General features: G+C 38.8%; 2 protein-coding genes. Both read right to left on the bottom strand.

Annotated elements, in window-relative coordinates; all coding sequences use genetic code 11:
• Window positions 1–186 precede the first annotated feature (186 nt).
• The gene (locus tag WMO62_RS15675) at window positions 187–1,539 is read right to left on the bottom strand and encodes a sensor domain-containing diguanylate cyclase (protein WP_349145263.1); all 1,353 of its coding nucleotides are present in this window, start codon (window positions 1,537–1,539) and stop codon (window positions 187–189) included.
• 317 nt (window positions 1,540–1,856) lie between these two features.
• Entirely contained in the window at window positions 1,857–3,275 is a 1,419-nt protein-coding gene (locus WMO62_RS15670; RefSeq protein WP_349145264.1) for an ISLre2 family transposase, read from the bottom strand.
• Between the last annotated feature and the right edge of the window lie 137 nt (window positions 3,276–3,412).

Genomic DNA, 3,412 nt, shown 5'->3' with positions numbered 1-3,412 from the left:
AATTATACCAAAAAATCGCTCAGACCTCACGGTCTGGGCGATTTTTCTGTCAGGGGAGTTTTTTTACAGCCCCTTTTTAAATTTGAACAATATCTTATAGAGATAATCTTCAATTTTTAGTATTTCAATGGAATAATAAATTAAAAATAATTACTACCAAATATGTTCCATATAGTATGTGAATGCTTAATGTCTTCTGCGTTCAATTCCATTCTTTCTGTAATACTCTGCTTTATCGGCATACATGCGCTTCTCTGATTCCTGCAATAATATATCCAGCTCTGTTGTTGCTTCATCCTGCCATATCATACCCACTGCCATATTCACAGTATTCTCTTCCATCAATTTCCTTAAAAGTCTGATGCGCTCTTCTAACGCATCCTGCTCAATCTGCGAACAGAGTGCAAGCAATTCGTCTCCCCCTATGCGGAACACACCATAATCGCCAAATGCTTTACTCATACAGTCGCATGCCCGCAGGATCAGCTGGTCTCCCGCCTTATGCCCCATGGTGTCATTGACGTGCTTTAATCCGGTAATGTCACAATAGACCACTCCCACACTCTTCTTGTGGTCAATCTGTGAAATATATCTGTTCATGGCAAATCTGTTGCCAAATCCGGTAAGCGCATCCTTATAACTCATATCTTCCAGCTCTCTCATCAGATTCCTTCTTCTGATACATGACACCAGGAAGTGTCCCGTAATCTGAAGCATATTAGATGTATATTCCAAAGATAAAGGCGGTGGGTTATCCACTCCATAAAAAGCAATGACTTTACCATCATCATATAACGGTACAACTGCAAGGGCACGAATATCCTGTCTCTTGAGATTCTCATATTGCAAAGGATCGGTTTCCCTGATTTCTTCCAGATCGTGAAATACGATATGCTTTCCTTTCTGAAATCTGTGATACCAGTTTGCGCAGATCTCAGGCGGAAGGTTCTGCAGATTATCCTTCTCCGGTTTTACTCCCTCTGCAACCCATTCATAGGTGTTATCGTCTCCGCCCTTCTCATTTTTCTCAAATATATAAGTTCTCTCACCATTCAGTGACTTGCCAAGGTACTCCAGAATCGTATAGATGGCTTCATCCGGGGTTGATGCCATGAGCGCAATTCGCAGTCCTTCGTTTGCCAGCGCCTCCATACTGTTATATTTCTGGAGTGCCTTATCCTGTATGCGTTCTTCACTGATATCTATCCCGATTTCAAGCCGGTACTTTCTATGCTCCTGTGGATCTTCAACCAATGTATCCTTCAGAATTAAATATTTATCTATAACCGAATTATAATGACGCCATTCTTCAAAGAATCCTTCGCAGATTTTGTCATTATTACACATGCCACATGGAATTGATGACTTCTGTAATATCTCGTAACATTTTCTGCCTTTTATTTCATCCAGGGATTTTAACCCATAAGCTTCCAATGTCTTGCGATTCATATATACCATCTCATATGTCTCTATATCCGTAACATATACATACTCATTCATATTTTCGAAAAAATGACAGATACTGTTAATGTCTTTCATCTTTCATCCTCACATTTCCCCTAGTCTAGTTAATTGTATCTATATATCTCTATATATTATAGCATATAACTATTATTTTTCTACAGTCTCATTTCAAATATTACTGTAAACCTATCGTTGGCAAAAACTTCATCTTTTTGAAAATCTTTTGTATTTAGTATGCCGAAGGCATATTTTTCATTGAGGCTTGTTTACTATTCAATCATGCACAGATGCTCTTTCAAGAGTGCTTCGCACCGTAATCACGGCCTGCTCTTGACAGAGCAATCCGTTCGCATGATTATTGTTGATCAAGCATTAATGAATGATTGTGCAATCTAGTTGCAGCATCCTACCATTGCCAAACATATCTGATGCGTTATTCCTGACGAATTATCAAGCTTTGTTAAATGTCCCGACACTGGGTATCTATATCCTTTTCCAATCTTTTGTGGAACTGTTCCCGCTGATAGTATCTCATGCTGAATTGTTTCTGTTTGACCTCTTTCAAATCTTGGAGATTTCAGTTTTGCAGATACTTCATCCAATCGCCCGCTACATTTCTTGGCAAGTATCTTAGCTAAATGATTGCCCCCTCGATAGCTCCAGCAAGTATGATTATGCTTCATTCGTCTGGCTATTGTACTCCAGATATGATTCTCCATCGTCCCCATATTTCGATATGTTAACCCCTTTGGAGACTCTGGCAATAAGATTCCCTGATCTTGATACGACAATAAGCCTTGCCTATTATTAGCGAAATAGGTTATTAACTTTTCTGCCTTTTCAATCTCTGCATCGTCACTTAAGCTATTTTTGTATGTTTCAAGATGCTCAAACAATCCAGCGATATCTTTTTCATCTAGCAACTCATGTATTTCCTGAATGGCTTCTTTATATGGTACATAGTCTCGAATTGCTTTATTACGATGAAATGGATCTAACTGAAATACTGTATCAGCATCACTTAAATTTTTAATCCACTCCGCACCATCTGCATTCACCAAACGAACTTCGATTTCATCAGTATTATATTTCTCTGCTATGGCAGCTTCCCTATAAGCTTGAAATTCTTTCGCTTTTGAAAACCCTGCTACAACTACTTTTTCATCAAGGGCAAAGCGGTCTTTACCTGTTTGCTTCCATCCGTCATAGGCAATGCCAACCTTTATCTCCGCCATGTCCTGTTTTTCACGCTGGAGGTTTACATATACTCCATCTGTTTCTTCAAACAATACAGGGGTTATGATATCGCCTTGTACATTTCCTGCTTTATGAGCTTTGACAAGATTTGCTTCTTCCTCACAAACCTTCTCACCAAGTGTCTGAATGACTTTCCATACACCCATTGCACTAATTCTTTGACCTGTCATTTCAGTAACTTTCGTAGCAGTTTCTCTATAAGACATCTCTGTAATACCAGCCACTAACTGGTCCGCAAGGTTTTGAGATATAAGCCCAACTCCCGGAATGTGAAGCTGTTCATCTAGCAGATACACGAATTCCTTAAGGCCATCATCCCTGATTGTTTCATAAACTCTACGAGAATAATTCACTTCTCCAAAAACAGTCTTGATAGTAGTTTCTCGAAGCCCCTTATTACGATATGCTTCTTTATCTCGATTTTTCATCAGAAATTCATCATACTTTTCCAGGAAGTCTCTAGCGAAAGATTGCCCCCATTCACATACCATTCTAAATATTTTTTCTTCGATTTCCTTGAAAGTGAGTCCTTCTTCGTTTAACATTGTAATCATCATACAGCTCCTTAATATTTTTTCTCGACAATTAAATACTAAAGATTGTCTGTATGATTGGGGGGCTGTAAAAAAACTCCCCTGACAGAAAAATCGCCCAGACCGTGAGGTCTGAGCGATTTTTTGGTATAATTAAT

It is taken from the genome of Hominiventricola aquisgranensis (assembly GCF_040096225.1).
In the GTDB taxonomy this organism is placed as follows: domain Bacteria; phylum Bacillota; class Clostridia; order Lachnospirales; family Lachnospiraceae; genus Hominiventricola; species Hominiventricola aquisgranensis.
Note: the sequence above shows the minus strand (reverse complement) of the source record. Positions and strands in the feature narration are given on the sequence as shown.

Excerpts from the sequence above, each read along its gene's own strand:
- WMO62_RS15670 (WP_349145264.1), bottom strand. The coding sequence starts at position 3,275 with ATGATTACAATGTTAAACGAAGAAGGACTCACTTTCAAGGAAATCGAA.
- WMO62_RS15675 (WP_349145263.1), bottom strand. The coding sequence starts at position 1,539 with ATGAAAGACATTAACAGTATCTGTCATTTTTTCGAAAATATGAATGAG.